The sequence below is a fragment of the uncultured Polaribacter sp. genome (genome assembly GCF_947495205.1).
In the GTDB taxonomy this organism is placed as follows: Bacteria; Bacteroidota; Bacteroidia; order Flavobacteriales; family Flavobacteriaceae; genus Polaribacter.
In genome coordinates, this window is record NZ_CANLXV010000001.1 from 303,512 (window position 1) to 322,230 (window position 18,719).

Genomic DNA, 18,719 nt, shown 5'->3' on the forward strand with positions numbered 1-18,719 from the left:
ACTTAAAAGTGATAACCGTACTTTTTGTAATTTTGCAAGCGATTAATAGCAGCAGTTTATGCGCTAAACATCTGTAATACTAAATAACTAGAAATTTTAACTAAAGATGCATTTTCTACCTGAAAAAATAGACAATTATGTGGTAAATCACTCGCAAGAAGAACCGCAAATTTTAAAAGATTTAACAAGAGAAACTTGGCAAAAGGTTTTAAATCCTAGAATGCTAAGTGGTGCTTTTCAAGGCCGTGTATTATCTATTTTAACAAAAATCATCAACCCTAAAAACATCTTAGAAATTGGCACGTATACAGGTTATTCAACCTTATGTTTTGCAGAAGGTTTGCCAAAAAATGGTAAAATTATTACAATAGATAAAAATGAAGAATTAGAAACTTTACAAAATAAGTATTTTGAGCAATCGGGTTATAGAAAGCAAATAACCCAGTTTGTAGGCAATGCTATAGAAATTATACCCACTTTGCAAGAAAAGTTCGATTTGGTTTTTATAGACGCAGATAAATCAAATTACATTAATTATTTCAACTTAATTATTGATAAAATGAATCCTGGTGGAATAATTTTGTCTGATAATGTGTTATGGAGTGGAAAAATTGTAGCTGCATTAGATCCTAAAGACAAGGATACTAAAGTACTTTTAGCTTATAATAAATTGGTAAACGAAGATGCAAGAGTAGAAACCGTTTTGTTGCCTATTAGAGACGGTTTAACAGTAAGTAGAGTGCTTTAATAATTAAAATTGCCTTTTAATTGGACCAGTTAAATCGTCTATATTGTCTTTAACAGCGTTAATTTCTTTATTAATATCTGTGGCAATATCTGTATCTATTTTATGTTTTTCTGCACTGTCTTTAATTTCCCTTTTAATATCATTAGTAGCGTCTTTTACTTGACGCATACCTTTACCCAAACCTCTTGCAATTTCAGGAATTTTATCGGCACCAAAAACCATAACTACTATTAACATGACCACCATAATTTCTGGTCCGCTTATAAATAAGAATACTGTATTCATATTACAAAGATACAGAGATATTTTAATAAATTACTTTTTCTATTTGGCATTAACGCAATTTTGTAATTTTTGTTAAAAAAAGTTTTGTATCTTTAGTAGAAAGAAAATATGATGTTGATGATTTCTGCCTTTCAGGTAATTGTTTTTTTGGTTTTGTTACTAATACCTGTAATTTATGCTTTAATTTTAGCTTCTAGAGCGCAAGATAATTGGCGTTTTTTAATTTGGGGTGTACTTATTCTTTTAGTTCCTTTTTTAGGAGCTTTGGCATGTATTATAAATTATCATTCAAAAAAGAAAACGCTTAAAACTACTTAAAATGAAAAAAGAATTTGAAGATTTATCTACAGGAATAGTTTTTGGTTTATTTCTTTATTTTTTAGGTGCTATAGACTTTTATCAACCAATTTCTTATGTTGTAATTGTTGCTGTTGCTATAATTATTTTTTTCCCTTTATTTAAAATAGTAAAAGATTCTTTATTAACTATAAAAAATAGAAATTAGTTGTTAAAGTGAAGTTTTGCTTGCCTATCATACATTACAATACTGCCTGCTACAGAAACATTTAAGCGTTCTATTCAATAACTTATAAATGCTTTCCATTATTAATTAACTTAAAAAAGATAATCATGAAAAAAATTACACTTTTACTTTTTCTATTTAGTAATTTTACTTTTTCTCAAAAAATTTTAACGTGCGGAAGTAGTCCTAATTCTAAAGACTTAATGACTAGATCTTACTATAGTAATAACACTATAAGAAAGACACAAAATGAAGAAAAATATATTTTTAGAATATTTTTTCACATTATTAGAGATAATAATGGAAATCAGGTTTTTACAACTTTGAATGGTAACGCTTCTCCTAATATTACAGAAGAAACTATTCTTGACGCAGTTGCAATGCTTAACAGAACTTATAATCAATTTAATATTTTTTTTAAATATTCAGGTTTTAGTTATATTGATGATAGTTCATTGTTACAAATAGATAATTCAGAATGGGGTACAGAAACTAATAGCATAATTGGCAATCATCAAAATTTTCGTTCAGACGCAATGAACCTCATAATTGCAAATAATGTTTTGAGTTCAAGTGGTAATCAGTTATCTGGTAGAGGAAGGTTCAGAAACACCTACAGTATTTTTAATAATGAATATCTATTAACAGCAACATTACCCCATGAAATTGCTCATAATTTCAACCTTTTTCATACACGTCAAAACTCCGGTAGTTCAACATTTTGTGAGTATATTAATGGAACTAATTGTGCTACTAGAGGTGACCAAGTATGCGATACACCAGCCTCTCATCCATTAGGTGGAGGCTATGTTACCAATAATGGAAATGGTTATATTTATAATAATTTTAACAATAGAATGGATTGTAATGGTGATGTCTTTGCTAATGTTGGATTTACCAATTTTATGGATACTAACTTATTTAATGTAAATAATTATTATAATAACTTGAGAACAGAATTTAGCTCTGGACAAGGAGTTCGTATGAGAGAAACTATTGCCAATGATCCTTTGAATCATTATGAACAAACATTAACCACTATCGATGAATTATATAAACCATATTACTCTAAAATTTTAGGAGCAGAGGGTAATGAAAATATTTATTCTACTGAAGATGACCCAAATATACCAGGCAACGTAATAATATGTCGTTATCCTATTTTTATCAATAAATTTCAAAAAGGTTTTGATTATGATTTTTATACATTCGACTCTTGGAATTATGTAAAAACACCAACTAACCCTGTTTTAGATTTTAGTCAAACAGTTGATGAAGTTATTTCTATTGAAAATAAATATCAACATGCTGTAAAAATAAATCAAATTAGTAGTGATATTGTAGGTTATACAAATTTGGGTGGCTATAAAGGCCTTATCTGCAAATCAGAATCCGCTACATCTGGCAAAGTAGTGTCTCTAAAAAATATAGGTGATCTTAATTATACTATTAAAAATTTAAACGATAAAGAAGTTACAAACCCTGATTTAATTAAAAATCTAGAAAGCGGTAAATTTCATACAATTTATAAAACGACAAAAAGTGGTATTACTACCCAAAAAAAAATTTACAAAAATGAATAATTATGAAAAAATTACTTTATAACTTTATTATATTCTCTATTTTATTTAATTGTAACTCTAAAGATGATTGTAGAGTTGAAGATGATATTTGTATTACTGAAAATTTAGGAATTGAAAAAACTAATATTGTTTCAAACAATGATGATGAAAACCTTATATTTCCTTATTATTGGGAATGGAGAGAACTATCTGATAATTTAATAGAAACTGTATATCTTCATAATAAGGAAGATGGTTTGGATGAAGATATAAATTTTCATTTATTTTTTTTAAAAACAAGCAATTGTATTGAATTAATTAGATTTTATAAAAAAGAAACATATTTTGATGTTGATATAAATACGGGCGCCGTATTCATTTCAAATATTAAAGAAACCGAATATGAAATAAATTTTTTGTTACAAGAATATATTGGAAATAATTTAATAATAGGGAAAAATAATACAACCAAATTTAAAATAGAACTTTCAGAAAACAATATTATAAAATAAACAGCTTAAACCACGTATATAAAAAATAGCGGTTTAAGTGCTTAATTTAAAGTTTATTTTGTAAAATTAAGTTTGTAACAAACCGAAAAGTTAGTGCATAAAACGCTACTTTTCATATACCATACCGTTGGTAGACATTTGACACCGAAAGTTCTATTCAATAACTTAACGCAACAAATCTAAATTAATAGATTTGTAAAATGGAAGTAAAAAAACATAGACGATTATCTTTGAAAGTGAAGAATGAAAGCCAATTAAAGGTCGAAATCTAACTGCTCAAGACCTAAATGGAGCATAAAATTAAACTATAAATGAAAACTTTAAAAATGAATTTTTTGTGTTTAATACTTCTAGGATTTAGCTTATCACTTACAAATTGTGAAAGTGATACAACAGTAAATGAAGAAAAAAATAGTGAGGAATTAGCTTTAATTGAATTTGAAAAACAAATTAGCAATATTAAATCTAATTTAAGCAATGGTGGAACAACCTCTAAGAGTGAATCATATGTATCTGCAATATTTGACATTAGAATGGAGGGAGAAAATTATATCATTGAAAATATAGAATATTTGAACGAATTTGAATATGGTTTTGCACAAGGTTTTTCAAAATTCTCTTCAAAATCAAGTAATGGTGGCGGAATAAAAGTTTCTTGTGAGAAAACGGGAGAAATAACTGAATGCCCTGAACAAAGTGGGTTTGGTGCAGGCTTAAAACAAGCTAAATGCGTAGGAAATGCAGTTAAAGCATGCTTAGACGGAGGAGGTTGTGCTGAAGTTTGCAGTATGAAAGCAGAAATAAAAAAGTAACGGCTACCAACCACGTATATAAAAAATAGCAGTTTAGTGCAAACTAAAAAGTTTTGCTAAACTGCTATTTTAATTTTAGAAACTAAAGAAAAAGATTACTTCCTCACCAACATTCGCTTAATCTCATTCAATTTCATAAGCGCTTCAAATGGTGTTAAAATATCTATATTATTGGCTAACCTTTTAAGCCCCTATTTTTAAAAATCTGCTTTTTAAAAAAATTACACTTTTAAAAATTTAATTTCGATATCACTGAATATAAGAAAGTTAACGTTTTACCATCCCTAAATTTGGGGATGGCAAATATCCCTAAATTTAGGGATGGACAGGTGTGTTTTTATGCTTTATATTTACAATGTTGTTTCTTTTTAATTTTTGTAGAGAATAAATGAATGGATAACAGAAGATAAATTAGGGATATGCGAACTAATTATAGTTTTAAATGTTTTTTATATTTCACTAGTCTCAAACATTCTTTAAAAACTTAAGTAGTAGCTTATTATTTAATATAAATAAAAATAATTTTTGGTGATAAATGCAACTAATATGGATGGACTATTTAAAATTTTTTTAACACATTGATTTTAAATGTTTTAGTTTTTAAATATCCCTGAATTCAGGGATTGACAACACTGTTTTTATCTGTTATGTTTACAGAAGAAGTAATAACACACTTTATAAATGATATATGATAACTAATTATTTGTTTATAACAGGTTGGTAGCCATTAGAGCGAAGTAAAAAACAAATAAATTCAAGTTCATCCGACTAAAGGAATTTTAAAAAAAGTATTTTATCTCTATTTTGAAAAGTTAAAACGGAAAGCAACGAATGGTCGAAAACTAACCGCTCAAGACCTTAAAGAGCATAAATTATATGTTATGAAACATAGGTTAAAAAAAATTATTTATTTAACAATTTTGGCGGGCTTAATTTATTCTTGCTCCAATGATGATTATTTTATAAATTCAAACTCTGTACCACTTGCTACAAATGAGGTTTCAACAGATAAACTAGATTTTAAATATGAAAATCTTTCAGAACAAGATAAAATTAAGGTAATTGTAGGAGAAGCAATTAGTAATTTTCTAATTGAAAACCCTAATTTTAATGATAAATTATTTTCAAAACTTATTAGTTCAGAAAATAAGACTAAAGAATTACTTTTTATAAAAGAAAAAGACGAAAAGTTTTCGAACGGTAAATCTTTAGAAAATTTATTATTAGAGTATTATGAAAACAATTTAAGTAAGAAAAATCTTATTTCAAATATTAACAAAATACTACCAAATCTTGTAATTAAAATACCAGATTGGACTGAAGCTGTTTTAGGAAATAATGAATTAAAATTAGAATTTGCTGTTTATCCCTGTATAACAACTTATAAAGAAAAAGTAGTTTATTATAAACAAGGAAAGATGATGTCAAAAAGTAATACAAATTCTTCTACTATTTCTGACTACCTACCAATACAAATTGAAGAAAGTGAAAGATTAATACCTGTTGAAAAAAATTCAACTAAAACATTTTGGGGTAATGATTTATATGAAGACAATTTTCCTTTTTTATCAAGTTGTTCAGAGTTTAAAAAATCTACTTATACAACATACGAAAATGAAACTTTTGATTTTATAGATAAAATAACATTGAATGAAGATTTAATGAGTGGTAAATTATGTTTGGAAAAAATTGAACCATCTAGCAAATCATTAAACTGTAATATTGTATATGAAAGAGATTGTAGAACTGAAAAAAATGTAATTGAGGGCTTAAAACTTACAAATATTACAACTTTCATAGGTTTGAATAATCAACCAGGTGGAGAAGACGTAATGGCTCTTCATTATCAATTTTCGGTAGCTTCAATGTGTGGTGATTTAAAACAAAACGCTTTCTGTCCACCATCTGACTGGAAGTTTGTTTTTTTTGGTAGATTTTTTGATTTCTTTGAGTTACAAACGCACTTTGGTTATCCTATTCAATCAGAATTAACTGATGTCTACTTTATTGGTAATGGTTTTTATCTTAAGGCGTTTCCAAAATATTACGATATCCCTGTAGATTTATCAACAGAAGGTATTTACTCTCAAGCCAGATATCTTCCATTAAGTCCAAATGGTACTTGGGATGGAAATAAATATGGTGATGCGATTAGTTTAGCTATTTACGAACACGATGATATAACAGTTGGTGTTGTTCAAACTAATACTATTTCAATAACAAATACAACAAAGGTATCAGCTAAATTAACTTTGAGTGAAAAATTTAATGTTGGGGCTGATTTCAGTAATTCTGTAACTAGATCTTCAAGTACAAAAATAACAATTGATGCATCAAAAGATGTTGAATTAGGAAAAACTGCTACAAATTATTATGAACAAAACTATAATTCGACAAATTTTGGCTTTGGCTATAATAAAACAACTGGAGCTGTAAATACACATTTTGCATTTTATTACGAATAACGGCTACCAACCACGTATATAAAAAATAGCAGTTAAATGCAAACTAAAAAGTTTGTGCTTTTCTGCTACTTTTATATACAATCAACGTTACTTCTTCACCAACATACGCTTAATCTCATTCAATTTCATAAGCGCTTCAAATGGTGTTAAAATATCTATATTATTGGCTAACCTTTTAAGCCCCTATTTTTAAAAATCTGCTTTTTAAAAAATTACACTTTTAAAAATTTAATTTCGATATAACTGAATATAAGAAAGTTAACGTTTTACCATCCCTAAATTTGGGGATGGCAGGTGTGTTTTTATGCTTTATATTTACAATGTTGTTTCTTTTTAATTTTTGTAGAGAATAAATGAATGGATAACAGAACATAAATTAGGGATTTGCGAACTAATTATAGTTTTAAATGTTTTTTATATTTCACTAGTCTCAAACATTCTTTAAAAACTTAAGTAGTAGCTTATTATTTAATATAAATAAAAATAATTTTTGGTGATAAATGCAACTAATATGGATGGACTATTTGAAAATTTTTTAACACATTGATTTTAAGCGTTTTAATTTTTAAATATCCCTGAATTTAGGGATTGACAACACTGTTTTTATCTGTTATGTTTACAGAAGAAATAATAACACACTTTATAAACGGGATATGATAATTAATTATTTGTTTATAACAGGTTGGTAGCCATTTGAACCAAGTAAACAGAGTGAATTTAAGACCATCCGATTTACGGAATTAGTAGAAAAAAGAAATATCACCCTCTGGAAAAGTGAAAAATAAAAGCCAGCTAATGGTCGAAATCTAACCGCTCAAGACCTAAATGGAGCATAATTTTTTTAAGTATGTTAATTATAACTAAAAATTTAAATTTTAGAAAAAAACTATTAATTGGTGCTTTTGCTATTTGTGCAATTGGATTTGATTTAAATTATGAATCTGTAAACTCATCAGATAATATACAGGAAGCGAGATTTCTTGGTATTGGAGTAAAAAAAGATAAAGGATCATGTTTTAGTCCAACAGGTTTAGGAGGTGATGAAATTAGACTTGTTACAAAAAGTTTCACCGTTTTCGGTATTCGAGTAGGAAAACATTGGGATGGTGGAACAGAAAAATGTGAGTAAAAAGTACTTTAAACCAACCACCTAAGTTTGTCTTGGGTGGTTAATTTAATATATTATAAATTATGAAAATAAATATAACAATAATGTTTTTTTTATGTCAACTTACTAACCTTTATAGTCAAAAAGTAGAAGGTGTTTTAATTGATGAACTTACTTTAGAAAAAATATCGTTCGCTAATATTATGAATGTTAATAATAAATTATATACTTATTCAGATGTAGATGGTCGCTTTTCATTAAAAGCAATAAATAATGATACGATAGTTATAAGCCATATAAATTATTATGAAAAAAAAATCATCAAAAAAAACAACAATAGTGACACTACATTTATTTTAAAACCTAAATTTCATGAATTAGAAGAAATTATTATAAGTTCCAGTGAAAATAAAGTAGAAAAAATTGGATACAAGAAAGGGAGACATACATTTCCTTTATCACTAAATGTAAATTATGCTATACGAATCAACAATAAGAAAACTTTAAAATTAAAAAAAATAGAATTACCAATTAAATCTGATAATAAACTAGAATATGGTGATGAAGGTTTAATAACATTACAAATATTTCAAAACATCAATCCAAATAAAATTGAGCTAAAACCATTATCTAGAAAATTTACAGCTAAAGTTAATGTTAATAAAAAGAAACTTATTTATGAAATCAAAGATAATTTAATAGTGCCAGATATAGATTTTTATGTTGTAATAGAAAGGGTTATAACTAATAAAACATTTTCTACAAAAAAATACTATGGAATAAATCCATCAATTCATTTCGACAGTAAAGGAGTTAAAAACGATGTTTATATTAAGTATAATCATAGTAATAATTGGATGGAATATCAAAATTATTTGAAACTAAAAGCTAAAAATACTATATCAATACCATCACCTTTATTTTCATTAAAACTATTTGTAACAAAAGTGGAATAAATAAAAACGGCTACCAACACCGTATAAATTTTATTGCTTTTATTGGCTTATTTTGGAAACTTTTCGCACGCTTTTAATTCAGTAAATATTTACTAACTTTACGCTAAATCAACGCAACAAAGTTTATACAACAACGTTACTTCCTCACCAACATACGCTTAATCTCATTCAATTTCATAAGCGCTTCTATAGGCGTTAAAGTATCTATATTTGTAGCCAATATTTCTTCCCTAATATTTTCTAGTAAAGGATCATCTAACTGAAAAAAGCTGAGTTGTATTTCTTCATGCTGTTCTTGTTTTAAAATGTCTTTAACTTCTGAGTTTTTATTGTTTTTCTCTAACTTTTCCAAAATTTTATTGGCTCTATGAATTACCATATTTGGCATGCCAGCCAATTTTGCAACATGAATACCAAAACTGTGGTTAGAGCCACCAGAAACCAATTTACGCAAGAAAATAATATTGTCTTCTAATTCTTTTACAGACACATTAAAGTTTTTAATGCGCTCAAAAGTAGTAGTCATTTCGTTTAATTCGTGATAATGGGTGGCAAACAATGTTTTTGCTTGGGTTGGGTGCTCATGCAGAAACTCAGAAATGGCCCAAGCAATAGAAATACCGTCATAAGTAGAGGTTCCTCTACCAATTTCATCTAACAAAATTAAACTGCGCTCAGAAACGTTATTTAAGATAGATGCTGTTTCATTCATTTCTACCATAAACGTAGATTCGCCCATAGAAATGTTATCACTAGCGCCAACTCTAGTAAAAATTTTATCTACAATACCAATTTTTGCATTTTGTGCAGGTACATAACTTCCCATTTGCGCAAGTAAAACAATTAATGCAGTTTGGCGCAAAATAGCAGATTTACCAGACATGTTGGGTCCAGTAATCATAATAATTTGCTGTAGATTTCTGTTTAACACCACATCATTTGCAATGTAGGTTTGATCTATAGGCAATTGTTTTTCAATAACAGGATGTCTTCCGTTTTTAATGTCTAAATCTGTAGATTCATCCATAATAGGTCGCACATAATTGTGGTCTATTGCTAAAACCGAAAAAGACAATAAACAATCAATTTTTGCAATAACTTGCGCATTTTCTTGTACTTTTTGCACAAAACCAATAATATATTGCAATAATTTAGAAAAAATGTCCTGCTCTAATTTGGCAATTTTTTCTTCTGCACCTAAAATTTTGGTTTCGTATTCTTTAAGTTCTTCAGTAATGTAACGTTCTGCAGAAACCAGGGTTTGTTTTCTGATCCATTCTTCAGGAACTTTGTCTTTGTGTGTATTTCTAACTTCTATATAATACCCAAAAACGTTGTTAAATGCAATTTTTAAACTGCTAATACCTGTGGCTTCAGTTTCACGTTTTAGCATGTTGTCTAAATATGTTTTTCCAGAAGTAGAAATGGCACGTAAATCGTCTAATTCTTGGTGTACATTGTTGGCAATTGCATTTCCTTTATTGATGTTTACAGGAGCGTCGTCAAACAAAGTTTCAGAAATTTTAGCAATTAAAACGTCGCAAGAATGTAGTTGCTTACCCAGTTCTTGTACCGCTTTATTTTTACTTTTTTCAGCTTCATTTTTAATTGGTAAAATGGCTTTTAAAGAATCTTTTAAAATTACAATTTCTCTAGGTGATGCTTTGCCAGTAGCCACTTTAGAAATTAACCTTTCTAAGTCAGATATTTGTTTGAGTTGATAGGTTACTGTTTTTGAAAAATCATCTGAATCTATAAAAAACTTCACCAATTCATGGCGATTTTTAATTTCATCAATATTTTTTAAAGGCAGTGCCAACCAACGTTTTAATAAACGACCGCCCATTGGCGAAATGGTTTTATCTATAACATCTAAAAGCGTAACTGCATTTACAGAATTAGGATTGTACAATTCTAAATTTCTAACCGTAAAACGGTCCATCCAAACATAATTATCTTCTGCAATTCTGCGAATAGATTGTATGTGTTTTAGTTGGTTGTGTTGGGTTTCAGATAAATAATACAAAACTGCACCAGCAGCAATAATTCCGTTTTTAACTTCTTCTATTCCAAAGCCTTTTAAACTTTTTACTTCAAAATGATTTTGTAAAGTTTCATTGGCATATTCCTTTTGAAAAACCCAATCATCCAAATAAAAAGTGTAGTATCTGTTTTCAAACAATTCTAAAAATTGTTGCTTGTTTTGCTTTTGAACTAATACTTCACTTGGAGAAAAATTTTGGAGTAATTTATCTATATATTCTGCAGTTCCTTGTGCAACCAAATATTCACCTGTAGACACATCTAAAAAAGAAATTCCCAACAAATTTTTGTTGAAATGTACTGCCGCTAAAAAGTTATTCTTTTTGGTTTGTAAAACTTCATCATTTAAAGAAACACCAGGTGTAACCAATTCTGTAACACCACGTTTTACAATGGTTTTGGTCATTTTTGGATCTTCTAACTGATCACAAATAGCAACACGCATACCAGCTTTTACCAATTTTGGCAAATACGTATTTAAAGAATGATGAGGAAAACCTGCTAACGCAGTTTCAGAATCTGAACCAGCGCCTCTTTTTGTAAGCGTAATGCCTAAAACCCCAGCTGCTTTTATGGCATCTTCACCAAAAGTTTCGTAGAAATCTCCTACACGAAACAACAACATAGCATCAGGATATTTATTCTTGATGGCATTGTATTGTTTCATTAAAGGAGTTACCTTTTTCGCTTTTGATTTTGCCAAGTTTTTGGAAATTTTCAGTTAGTTTTGCGAAGATATAAAATATAGTTGTTAGTGTTTAGTTTTTGGTTATTAGTTCGTATACCATCAACTAAAAACCACAAACCAATAACTAAAAATTATGAGAAAACTAAAAAATAGCGAATTAGGTAGAATTTCTGTTGAAGAATTTAAAACGGTAAAAAAAACACCTTTAATAATTGTTTTAGATAACATTAGAAGTTTAAACAATATTGGCTCTGTTTTTAGAACTTCTGATGCTTTTTTAATTGAAAAAATATATTTGTGTGGCATTTGTGCAACTCCGCCCAATAAAGAAATTCATAAAACGGCTTTGGGTGCCACAGAATCTGTAGCTTGGGAATATGTAGAAGACACGTTGACTTTAGTTGAAAAATTAAAAGCAGAAAATGTAAAAGTTTTAGCAATAGAACAAGCAGAAAACTCAACAAAACTAGATACTTTTTATCCGGAGAAAACAGAAAAATATGCAATTGTAATGGGTAATGAGGTAAAAGGTGTGCAGCAAGATGTGGTAAATGCTAGTGATTTGTGTATCGAAATACCACAATTGGGTACCAAACATTCTTTAAACATTGCTGTAACTACTGGTGTTGTTATTTGGGATTTGTTTCAAAAAATGAAATAAAAACCTTTTTTTTTGACTATTTTTTATATTTTTAAGGTTTTCAATAAAATTTTGAATAATGCCAATAAAATGCCCCGGTTTAAAACATTTTGTTAAATTTTTTTATTACGCAAAAACGTGAAAAATTTAGGACACGCCTGCGCGTTAACTTTTTTGTTTTTCTTTGTTTTTTTACAATCTTTTAATTTGTTTTCGCAAAAAAAAGATTCTATTGTTTTCTATTTAGATAATGCCAAAAAAGAAAAGAAATTTTTATACTTAAAAAGAGCCATTGCGCTTTCAGAAAATTTAAAGCATGACTCGCTTATTAAGCAAACTTCTATAGCCCTTGCCAGAGCTAGTTATTTTGCCAAAGATACCACAGGATTAATTTTTTCAAAAAACACGCTTTTAAAACACTTTCAAGAAAGTAAAGACTCTTTTTCTTTAGCAAAAGCATTTCATATTGCTGCTATAAATCATAAACTTAAAAATAATTTAGATAGTAGTTTTTATTATTACCAAGAATCAAAAAACATTTTTGTGGGTTTAAAAGATTCTGTAGAAGTTGGTAGAAGGTTTTTGTCAATGGCAGTTCTTCAAGTAAAAGAACTCGATTATTCAGGTAGTGAAACAACTGCTGTAGAAGGTTTAAAGTTTATAGAGCCTTCAAGACAAAAAGAATACAGAACTTTAATTTCTTTATACCAAACTTTAGGAAACGCTTTGGGCCATTTAAACAGGCCAAAAGAATCTAGAGCATATTATATAAAGGCAAGAGAAATGGCAAAGTTTAATCCTGTAAAAAATAGAAGAGAAATAAATTATTTAAATCTTTACAACAATATTGGTTTAACCTATGTAGATGAAGGTAATTTTGAGCAAGCAATTGCATTTTTTAAAGAAGGTTTACAGTTTGATAGTATTGCTGTAAAATACCCAAGACAATATCAAAATTTACTTGGAGGTTTGTCTACTGTATATTTTAAACAAGGAAAAACAGCAGCAGCTATAAAAGGATATAAAACAGTTTTAGAAGGCAGAAAAAAAATTAATTATGTTTATGGAGAAAGTGTTTCTCATAGCCTTTTAGCAGAAGCATATATAAAAACAGAACAATATAATTTGGCAAAAAAACATGCCAAAATAGGTTTAAAGTTAGGAAAACAAACAAGAAATAATGAACAAGTTTTAGAATGTTTAGAATTTTTAACAACCTTAACTACAGGAAACACCTCTAAAAAGTACTTTAAAGATTATGTTTATTTAAAAGATAGTTTGTTTTCTAGAGAAAGAACAAGAAAAAATCAGTTTGCAAAGCTTAGGTATGAAACTGAAAAAAAAGACCAGGAAAATATAATTTTAAAACAAGAAAATCAACGTAAAGAATTGCTCTTAGAAAGCGAAAAACAACAAAAAACAATTGGCTGGTTATTTGCAGGAGCAGGTATTCTTTTTATTGGTTTTGGTACAAGTGTTGTTGCAAGTAGAAGAAAAAAGTTTTTGTTTGAGGCAAAATTAGCACAAGTAGAAGTTAGAGAAAAAGAACGCCAACAAATTGCAAAATCTTTACATGACGAGGTTGCTGGAGATATAAGAATGTTGCATTTAAAATTAACAAAAACAAAACAAATAGAAGAAGCACAAAGTTTAGATACTATTAAAGAAAACGTCCGTAATTTATCGCACCAATTAAGTAGCGAGAGCTTTGATAAAGTTTCTTTTAAAGACCAAATTATTAATTTAGTTGCAGATTATTTTGAATTCGATTTTAGAATAAAAATAGAAGCTATAGATACTGTAAATTGGAAAGAAATTAACAATTCTATTAAAAGAACCCTGTTTTTAGCAGTAAGAGAAAGTATACAAAATGCAAAAAAATATGCTAAAGCCAAAACCATAATTTTACATTTTAGCGAAACAAAAAAAATAGTTTTTTTAAAGATTACAGATAATGGAATAGGTTTTAATACCAAGGCTAAGCAAACAGGTATTGGTTTAAAAAATATGCAAGAACGTATAGAGGAAATTAGTGGAAAATTTTCTATTGAAAGTGAATTGGAAAAAGGAACAAAAATTAGTTTAGAAATCCCTAAAAATGGAAACTAAAACAAGAATTTTAATTGCAGATGACCATCAGTTGGTAATTCAAGGCATACTTTGCTCTTTAAAGGAAGTAGGAGATTTTGATATTGTAACTGTAAATAGTTGTGATGCTGCTTTTGAGGTGATAAAAGCAAATCGAAAAACGAAACCTTTTGATATTTTGTTTACAGATTTAAGTTTTGATAATATCACAGCAGATGCCAAATTAGATGGTGGTGAAGAATTGATAAAAGCCATAAGAAATAACGAAATTGATATTAAAATTGGCGTAATTACAGGGCATTCAGAAACCAATAGAGTTTATAATGTAATTCATAATTTAAACCCCAATGCATATATATTAAAAAACAATTGCGATGCTACAGAGTTGGATTTTGCGGTAAAGAAAATGTTAGAAAATCAATTTTATTATACACATGAAGTGCATCAAAAGATAATGCGCAGAAATATTATTCAAATTCAAATGGATGATGTTGCAATTCAGATTTTAAAGGAACTGCCCAATCACCCAAAAATTGCAAATTTAGAAGGTGTTATTTTAAAAGGTGATGGAACTGCGATTAAATTGCGTTCTATAGAGACTAAATTGGCTAATTTAAGAACAGATTTAAATGCCAACAACAATACAGATTTGATATTAAAAGCAAAAGAATTGGGTATTATTGATTGATAATTCCGTTTTTGCGGAAATCCGCATTTTTAATTTCGGCTTTTAACCACTTGGCTTTCTTAATTCCTACTATTTTTGTAGTGTATTTGTTCAATCAAACAAAAACAAAATTTCCAGACTGGGATTAATTGCATAATATGAGATTAGGGGCTTATGTTAAGAATTATGAAGAAAAAGGAAAAGACCTTTCTAACGCGTTAGAAAGGTTTTTTTTGTTTAAAAAATGAAGGTATTTATTTTTGCTAGGAAAAGGTAAATTTAGCGTTATAAATTAAATTTTTTGAGCTAAATTTTATTCGGTTTTAAATGGCATAGTTGTTTTTAAAAGTGAACAATTGCGTATTGCTTGTGCAAAATGTTGGCAAACAAGCTTAGCCCTGGTTGAACGGCCTGTTTGAGCTCTTGCACTTTTTTGTGCAAAGCGAGTAGTGAAAGCAGGAAATAGCTTCTAATTATTTTTATTTTTTGAAAACAATACCTTTTAAATACCTAAGATTAATTTTGCAATTAAAAAGTAAATTAAAATTCCAAAAATATCATTAGAAGTGGTAATAAATGGGCCTGTTGCAATTGCGGGGTCTATGCCTCTTTTGTTTAGAAAAAGTGGCACAAAAGTACCTATTAAACCTGCAATTATTATAACAGCTACCATAGAAACAGAAATGGCTAAGGCTAGGTCTATTTTACCTTCGTAAGCCCAAACAAAACCAAAAAGAAATAGGGCTAAAATTATACCGTTTAAAGCGGCCAAAAACATTTCTTTTAATAGTCTTTTATTTACAGATCCTTTTACATCATCATTTGCTAAACCTTGCACAATAATTGCAGAAGATTGTACCCCAACATTACCTGCCATTGCTGCAATTAATGGTGTAAAAAAGAACAAGGTTGCGTAAGTAGAAAATACAACTTGAAATGCTTCCATAATAATAAAAGCGCCAACACCACCAACCAAACCTAAGAAAAGCCAAGGTAAACGTGCTTTGGTAAGCTGAAAAATACTATCGTCTGAGTCTACGTCTTGTGTTAAACCTGCCGCCATTTGGTAATCTTTGTCGGCTTCATCTTTTAAAACGTCTACAATATCATCAATAGTAATTCTGCCTAAAAGTATTTGGTTATGGTCTACAACAGGTATGGCTTCTAAATCATATTTTGCCATAATTTTGGCAATTTCTTCATCGTCTTCATTTACATTTACAGCATCTACTTTAGATTTTGCAATTTCAGATATTTTTTGGTCGGACTTTGCAATAATTAGGTCTTTTAAAGACAATCTACCCACTAATTTATCTGCTTTATCTACTACGTAAATAGAGTGCACTCTGGTAACGTCTTTGGCTTGCCCTCTTATTCTGCGCATACAGCCTGCAACTGTCCAAGTTTCGTAAACTTTTACCAGTTCTTTTGCCATTAAAGCACCAGCTGTATTGTCTTCGTAAGACAATAGTTCTTTAATATCTGCTACAAGTTCATCATCTTCTAACGCATTAATTACACGTTGTTGTCTTTCTTCAGAAAGTTCTCCAATAATATCTGCTGCATCATCAGAATCCATCTCACCAACTTCTTCTGCAATTTCTTTTGCAGATAAGTTTTCTAAGATTTTTTCACGAATATCTTCGTCTAATTCTGTTAGAATTTCTGATGTTTTTTCGCTATCTAATAGTTTAATTACATAAATAGCTTCATCAAAACTAACTTCATCTAAAACCTCTGCAATATCTGCGTAATGTACTTCTGCAAACAAGTTTGTAATGGCTTTAGAATTGTCTAAAGCTATTAATTCTGTAAGATTGTCTAGAAATTCATCTGTGATTTCAAATGCCATTTTCTATCAGTTTTTGTGTAAGTTCTATAAATTGGTTTACAGACAGCTGTTCTGGTCTTTTGGCAAAGATAGGGTCTTCTTTTAAAGAATTAGAAAGATTAAAAGATTTTAAACTAGAACGCAACATTTTTCTGCGTTGATTAAAGGCTGTTTTTACTACTCTAAAAAATATTTTTTCGTTTACTGGTAGTGTGTAATTTTCTTTTCTGATGCATCTAATTACACCAGAATCTACTTTTGGTGGTGGATTAAAAACAGTTGGAGGTACTGTAAACAGGTATTCTACATCGTAAAAAGCTTGTGTAAGTACAGATAAAATTCCGTAAACTTTACTGCCCGGTTTTTCTGCAATTCTTTTGGCTACTTCTTTTTGAAACATACCAGATAATTCTGGTACAAACTCTTTATTTTCTATGGCTTTAAATACAATTTGACTAGAAATATTATAGGGGAAATTACCAATAATAGCTACCTGTTTGTTTGGGAAAATTTCTTGAAGATTTTTCTTTAAAAAATCGCCTTCTATTATGGCAAAATTTTGAGCACTTGTGTCTAAATGCAACTGTTCTACCGGAAAAACATCTTTTAAATAAGCTACAGATTCTCTATCTAATTCTAAAACTGTAGTTTTTGGTTTTTTAGTTAAGAGGTATTTGGTTAAAACACCCATTCCTGGTCCTATTTCTAACACATTATCGTAACCGTTTTCGGTTAAAGCGTCTGCAATATTTTTTGCAATACTTTCATCTGTTAAAAAATGCTGACCTAAATGTTTTTTTGCTTGTACAGACACAGTTTTTGTTTTTGTAGAGATAGAACTAAAAAGCAAAGATACAGTTAATTCGGCATAATTTTTGGTTGCTTTGCAGATAATAAAACCAAACTATGAACTATAATAAAGGGCTATATTTTATTTTTTGTGCTGTTTTTTTATTCAGAAACATACGGGCAAAGTGGTAAATTAAATAAAGCCAAACAAAGTTTAAGTAACACAAACAATACAGGTGGTGCAGTTACTAAAACAGCAACAAGTACAACAAGTTCTGATACTTTATTAGATAATGATGACGATACAAACCCAATAGCGCGCATAATTTTTGGCATTGCTGCCTATTCTTTTTATGGTGTTTTGTTTGAATCTCCTTGGGAAATGAAAGGTAAAATGCACGATGCAGAAATTGCGTATTACCCTTACAAACAGGCAAATTATGGTAATTTTGTTTATACAGATAGTACCAATTATACATTGGCAAGGTTAGATGTTTACAATTATTTTTTATTAGAAAGTAATACATTTTATGGCAATGATTTTGGTGTAGATTTTAAGTTTTTAAAACGTTTTGCGCTAGACGTAAATTACACTACTTTTTTAGAAAGATTACCAAATAAAAACGATTCTTTTCATATGTTTTCTGCACTTTTAAAATACCACAGAATTAGAACACAGCGTTTTAATGCTTGGTTTGGTATTGGTTTTAGAAGTATTTTTAATACCGTAAATAAAACCAGATTTTTATGGGGTTTTGGTGGCGAATTGTTTGTGAAAAAGCCAATAAGCATAATGGCATCTCACAAATGGGCAACCATAAACTCAACATCTGTTAGAAACACAAAATTGTTTTTAAAATATCATTTAAAAAACTATAGAATTGCATCTGGTTATGCAAATTATAAATTGGGCGTTTCAGAAATTAAAGCATTTTCTTTAGGTATAGAAGCTAGTTTTTAATTATTCCCAATGTTTTGCCTAACTTTGTGGTAACTACAAGA

Annotated in this window: 17 protein-coding genes; 13 read left to right on the forward strand and 4 right to left on the reverse strand. The window is 28.8% G+C overall.

Annotation, left to right across the window (positions count from 1 at the left end):
* Nucleotides 1-106: 106 nt before the first annotated feature.
* Nucleotides 107-748, forward strand: a complete 642-nt coding sequence (locus Q0762_RS01405) for an O-methyltransferase (RefSeq protein WP_298762908.1) — start codon at nucleotides 107-109, stop codon at nucleotides 746-748.
* A 3-nt stretch (nucleotides 749-751) separates the two neighbouring features.
* On the opposite strand, the gene tatA is transcribed toward Q0762_RS01405, so the two are convergent.
* Nucleotides 752-1,033, reverse strand: a complete 282-nt coding sequence (gene tatA / locus Q0762_RS01410; protein WP_298762910.1) for a twin-arginine translocase TatA/TatE family subunit — start codon at nucleotides 1,031-1,033, stop codon at nucleotides 752-754.
* A 117-nt stretch (nucleotides 1,034-1,150) separates the two neighbouring features.
* Here tatA and Q0762_RS01415 point away from each other — a divergent pair, with 117 nt between their 5' ends.
* The 8 genes from Q0762_RS01415 to Q0762_RS01450 all read left to right on the forward strand — a co-directional run bounded on the left by Q0762_RS01415 (nucleotide 1,151) and on the right by Q0762_RS01450 (nucleotide 8,971).
* Nucleotides 1,151-1,351, forward strand: a complete 201-nt coding sequence (locus Q0762_RS01415) for a hypothetical protein (RefSeq protein ID WP_298762912.1) — start codon at nucleotides 1,151-1,153, stop codon at nucleotides 1,349-1,351.
* Nucleotide 1,352: 1 nt separating this feature from the next.
* Complete coding sequence (locus Q0762_RS01420) at nucleotides 1,353-1,538, forward strand: hypothetical protein (RefSeq protein ID WP_298762913.1); 186 nt, start codon at nucleotides 1,353-1,355, stop codon at nucleotides 1,536-1,538.
* A 125-nt stretch (nucleotides 1,539-1,663) separates the two neighbouring features.
* A complete protein-coding gene (locus tag Q0762_RS01425) occupies nucleotides 1,664-3,139 on the forward strand; it encodes a hypothetical protein (protein WP_298762915.1) in 1,476 nt (491 codons plus the stop codon).
* 2 nt (nucleotides 3,140-3,141) lie between these two features.
* Nucleotides 3,142-3,630, forward strand: coding sequence for a hypothetical protein (locus Q0762_RS01430; protein WP_298762917.1), 489 nt, complete (start codon nucleotides 3,142-3,144; stop codon nucleotides 3,628-3,630).
* A gap of 311 nt (nucleotides 3,631-3,941) precedes the next feature.
* Nucleotides 3,942-4,442, forward strand: coding sequence for a hypothetical protein (locus Q0762_RS01435; protein ID WP_298762920.1), 501 nt, complete (start codon nucleotides 3,942-3,944; stop codon nucleotides 4,440-4,442).
* Between the two features lie 881 nt (nucleotides 4,443-5,323).
* Nucleotides 5,324-6,907: a hypothetical protein gene (locus tag Q0762_RS01440; protein WP_298762922.1), complete on the forward strand. Its 1,584-nt coding sequence runs from the start codon at nucleotides 5,324-5,326 to the stop codon at nucleotides 6,905-6,907.
* A gap of 847 nt (nucleotides 6,908-7,754) precedes the next feature.
* On the forward strand, nucleotides 7,755-8,036 hold the full coding sequence (locus Q0762_RS01445; protein ID WP_298762923.1) for a hypothetical protein: 282 nt from the start codon (nucleotides 7,755-7,757) through the stop codon (nucleotides 8,034-8,036).
* 62 nt (nucleotides 8,037-8,098) lie between these two features.
* Nucleotides 8,099-8,971: a carboxypeptidase-like regulatory domain-containing protein gene (locus tag Q0762_RS01450; RefSeq protein ID WP_298762924.1), complete on the forward strand. Its 873-nt coding sequence runs from the start codon at nucleotides 8,099-8,101 to the stop codon at nucleotides 8,969-8,971.
* Between the two features lie 136 nt (nucleotides 8,972-9,107).
* Here Q0762_RS01450 and mutS read toward each other — a convergent pair whose 3' ends face one another.
* A complete protein-coding gene (gene mutS, locus Q0762_RS01455; protein WP_298762926.1) occupies nucleotides 9,108-11,717 on the reverse strand; it encodes a DNA mismatch repair protein MutS in 2,610 nt (869 codons plus the stop codon).
* A gap of 118 nt (nucleotides 11,718-11,835) precedes the next feature.
* On the opposite strand from mutS, the gene Q0762_RS01460 reads away from it, so the two are divergent.
* The 3 genes from Q0762_RS01460 to Q0762_RS01470 all read left to right on the forward strand — a co-directional run bounded on the left by Q0762_RS01460 (nucleotide 11,836) and on the right by Q0762_RS01470 (nucleotide 15,118).
* Nucleotides 11,836-12,363 carry an RNA methyltransferase gene (locus Q0762_RS01460; protein WP_298762927.1) on the forward strand — a complete coding sequence of 176 codons (528 nt, stop codon included), beginning with the start codon at nucleotides 11,836-11,838 and terminating at the stop codon, nucleotides 12,361-12,363.
* A gap of 117 nt (nucleotides 12,364-12,480) precedes the next feature.
* Entirely contained in the window at nucleotides 12,481-14,451 is a 1,971-nt protein-coding gene (locus Q0762_RS01465; RefSeq protein WP_298762929.1) for a tetratricopeptide repeat protein, read from the forward strand.
* Complete coding sequence (locus Q0762_RS01470; protein WP_298762931.1) at nucleotides 14,441-15,118, forward strand: response regulator; 678 nt, start codon at nucleotides 14,441-14,443, stop codon at nucleotides 15,116-15,118. Before Q0762_RS01465 ends, Q0762_RS01470 begins: the two co-directional genes overlap by 11 nt.
* A 481-nt stretch (nucleotides 15,119-15,599) precedes the next feature.
* Here the strand turns inward: Q0762_RS01470 and mgtE are convergent, their stop codons facing one another.
* On the reverse strand, nucleotides 15,600-16,949 hold the full coding sequence (gene mgtE / locus Q0762_RS01475) for a magnesium transporter (RefSeq protein ID WP_298762933.1): 1,350 nt from the start codon (nucleotides 16,947-16,949) through the stop codon (nucleotides 15,600-15,602).
* Complete coding sequence (rsmA, locus tag Q0762_RS01480; protein WP_298762934.1) at nucleotides 16,939-17,742, reverse strand: 16S rRNA (adenine(1518)-N(6)/adenine(1519)-N(6))-dimethyltransferase RsmA; 804 nt, start codon at nucleotides 17,740-17,742, stop codon at nucleotides 16,939-16,941. Before rsmA ends, mgtE begins: the two co-directional genes overlap by 11 nt.
* Before the next feature lie 126 nt (nucleotides 17,743-17,868).
* On the opposite strand from rsmA, the gene Q0762_RS01485 reads away from it, so the two are divergent.
* Nucleotides 17,869-18,678, forward strand: a complete 810-nt coding sequence (locus Q0762_RS01485) for a hypothetical protein (RefSeq protein WP_298762935.1) — start codon at nucleotides 17,869-17,871, stop codon at nucleotides 18,676-18,678.
* Nucleotides 18,679-18,719: the final 41 nt, after the last annotated feature.

Coding starts and splice junctions, on each gene's coding strand:
- Q0762_RS01405 (WP_298762908.1), top strand. CDS start 107: ATGCATTTTCTACCTGAAAAAATAGACAATTATGTGGTAAATCACTCG.
- tatA (WP_298762910.1), bottom strand. CDS start 1,033: ATGAATACAGTATTCTTATTTATAAGCGGACCAGAAATTATGGTGGTC.
- Q0762_RS01415 (WP_298762912.1), top strand. CDS start 1,151: ATGATTTCTGCCTTTCAGGTAATTGTTTTTTTGGTTTTGTTACTAATA.
- Q0762_RS01420 (WP_298762913.1), top strand. CDS start 1,353: ATGAAAAAAGAATTTGAAGATTTATCTACAGGAATAGTTTTTGGTTTA.
- Q0762_RS01425 (WP_298762915.1), top strand. CDS start 1,664: ATGAAAAAAATTACACTTTTACTTTTTCTATTTAGTAATTTTACTTTT.
- Q0762_RS01430 (WP_298762917.1), top strand. CDS start 3,142: ATGAAAAAATTACTTTATAACTTTATTATATTCTCTATTTTATTTAAT.
- Q0762_RS01435 (WP_298762920.1), top strand. CDS start 3,942: ATGAAAACTTTAAAAATGAATTTTTTGTGTTTAATACTTCTAGGATTT.
- Q0762_RS01440 (WP_298762922.1), top strand. CDS start 5,324: ATGAAACATAGGTTAAAAAAAATTATTTATTTAACAATTTTGGCGGGC.
- Q0762_RS01445 (WP_298762923.1), top strand. CDS start 7,755: ATGTTAATTATAACTAAAAATTTAAATTTTAGAAAAAAACTATTAATT.
- Q0762_RS01450 (WP_298762924.1), top strand. CDS start 8,099: ATGAAAATAAATATAACAATAATGTTTTTTTTATGTCAACTTACTAAC.
- Q0762_RS01460 (WP_298762927.1), top strand. CDS start 11,836: ATGAGAAAACTAAAAAATAGCGAATTAGGTAGAATTTCTGTTGAAGAA.
- Q0762_RS01470 (WP_298762931.1), top strand. CDS start 14,441: ATGGAAACTAAAACAAGAATTTTAATTGCAGATGACCATCAGTTGGTA.
- mgtE (WP_298762933.1), bottom strand. CDS start 16,949: ATGGCATTTGAAATCACAGATGAATTTCTAGACAATCTTACAGAATTA.